The organism is Pelovirga sp. (assembly GCF_059864205.1).
In genome coordinates, this window is the sequence record NZ_JCBCBS010000176.1 from 1 (window position 1) to 2,225 (window position 2,225).

Below are 2,225 nucleotides of genomic sequence, written 5' to 3' on the forward strand. Positions count from 1 at the left end.
TGGTGTCAATTGTATAAGTTCGGCGATCTGCCCGACGTGAGAAACGGTAGGTTTCCTGAATACGTGGCGGCAAAGTGAGCTCGCCTTTTTTCTCCAGTGTGAGCAGGAGGCTCCGGCAGGCCATGTCCTTCAACTGGCCATTGGGTTGCCGCCATTGCCATCGCTGGCAGAGAATTTTTGAGATCGCCGTGCGCCCCGTATCCCAATGATCGGTAACGACCTGACGGATTTCAGCTAGATCATGCTGGTAGAGGTGGCGACCCCGAATTTTGTACAGAGGTGCTGTGTTTTCCATAACAGCACCGTAGCAAATACTGGCTTACGACGCCAGTGAAAAATTCGCACCCCCTGATCGGTTACATTTCAGCGCTTTTCTTGCCTGCTCTTTTTTTGTTTGGCCACTTGGCTCTGGCCAACCTTCCCTTGAAATCGATTGCACCCCAAGACTTTTCGGTTTGTATGCATACTTTGCCTACCTATTAAATACCTGTTTTTTGTTTATTGTTTTTCTGTCAGTAACGTTTAGGGTCAAATTCTGATCAAATCGAAAAACTACTTTCGTCATGCTGCTCATTCACTGGCTAGCTACCGCCAATTCCAGGGAGATCGATTGAGATATTAGGGTGGGCATAAACAGTTCCAGTGACACATTCAGGATGTGAAGACCTGCTTGATTGCTGTGCCAGGTAAACTGTGACATTAAGTAAATAGCTCCCTTACTCAAGTTTCTGAGTTGATATTTCCCTGACCAAAAAATCGGTCAAGATGCTGAAATAAGGTCGTTTTAACGTGAAAAGCCTTTTGCTTTCTGATATATTGGATTTGCGAAAATCATCAATAATATCAAAAAGAAAAGGCTCGAATGGACTATACCCAATACCACCAGGAGCAACAAGAGGCAAAACGACTGCATGACCGGATTTCTTCCTTCCTTGAAGATTTCAAGGTCGGTACCCTGCTGGGCAACAGCGGCATCCGCAAGCTGCGAGGAGCAAAACCCCTGGCTGTGTTCTCCGCTATTTTTGCCCTGCCCTTTGGTGGGAACAACTTTTCCCGGGGTATTGTCCAGAACCGGGAGCTGGGATTCCAGAAGGACAGTGCCTACGAGTTCCTGAAGAATCCCCGGTATAATTGGCGGGCGTTTCTGCTGAGCCTGGTGACGGTGGTGGTTCGATTCATGAACGTGCTGACCAGCGAGCAGCGTGAGAAGGTGCTGATTATCGATGACAGCACCTATGACCGCTCCCGTTCCAAGGTGGTTGAACTGCTCGCCTGGGTGCACGACCATAACGCAGGACGGAGCCTGAAGGGGTTTAAGCTCTTGACCCTTGGCTGGTCGGATGGGGTGAGTTTCCTGCCGCTCGACTTCATCCTGTGCTCTTCGGCCAAGGCCAGTAAACGGTTGCAGGGGATAAAAAAAGAGGTGGACAAGCGGAGCTGCGGCTACAAACGCCGAATGGAAGCCATGGCCAAATCCACCGGGCATCTGGAAACCATGGTGAAACGAGTTCTGGCGAGGGGCATTCGGGCCGACTACCTCCTGATGGACAGCTGGTTTGCTTTTCCCGCTCTCCTGGCCTCCTTGGGCAAACACCTGCCGGTGATCTGCATGGGCAAGGACTTGCCGAAGATCTTTTACCGACACAAGGGGCAATGGTTGACCCTGGGTCGCCTGTTCGCCAAACTGAAGAAACGGCGCGGCAAGGCCAGGATCTTCGCCAGTGTGGTCGTCGAGACGAAGAAGGAGCAGAAAATAAAGATCGTTTTTGTCCGTCACCGCCACAAACGCCAATGGCTGGCCATCCTCTCCACCAAGGTCGCAGTCGACCTTGCCGACGAGGAAATCGTCCGCATTTATGGCAAACGGTGGGATATCGAGGTGTTCTTCAAGATGATGAAGCACTATCTCAAACTCGAGCGGGAGACTCAACTGCGGGACTTTGACGGCATCATCGGCCATATCACTATTGTCATGAGCCGCTATGTCTTCTTGGCCTTTGAGCAGCGATGTCATGACGATCCCCGCACACTGGGCACGCTCTTTTTCGCCTGCAGTGAAGAGCGGCGCGACCTGAGCCTGGTTGAAGCCATGCAGCGACTGCTCAGCCTCGCCTTGGACAAAGTAAGAGCTGCCGGTATGATCGCCGAAGATGCAGTGCTCGCTATCATTGATACAGTCATGGGCCTTGCCGTTGATATGCTGCAAACAGGAAAGAAATTGACTC

General features: G+C 51.3%; 2 protein-coding genes. One reads left to right on the plus strand and one right to left on the minus strand.

Annotation, left to right across the window (positions count from 1 at the left end; genetic code table 11):
• Positions 1-295: hypothetical protein (locus tag AC6F7T_RS11185; protein ID WP_500718874.1), on the minus strand; the 295-nt coding region annotated here is incomplete at its 3' end.
• A gap of 567 nt (positions 296-862) precedes the next feature.
• On the opposite strand from AC6F7T_RS11185, the gene AC6F7T_RS11190 reads away from it, so the two are divergent.
• Positions 863-2,225: IS4 family transposase (locus AC6F7T_RS11190; RefSeq protein WP_500718876.1), on the plus strand; the 1,363-nt coding region annotated here is incomplete at its 3' end.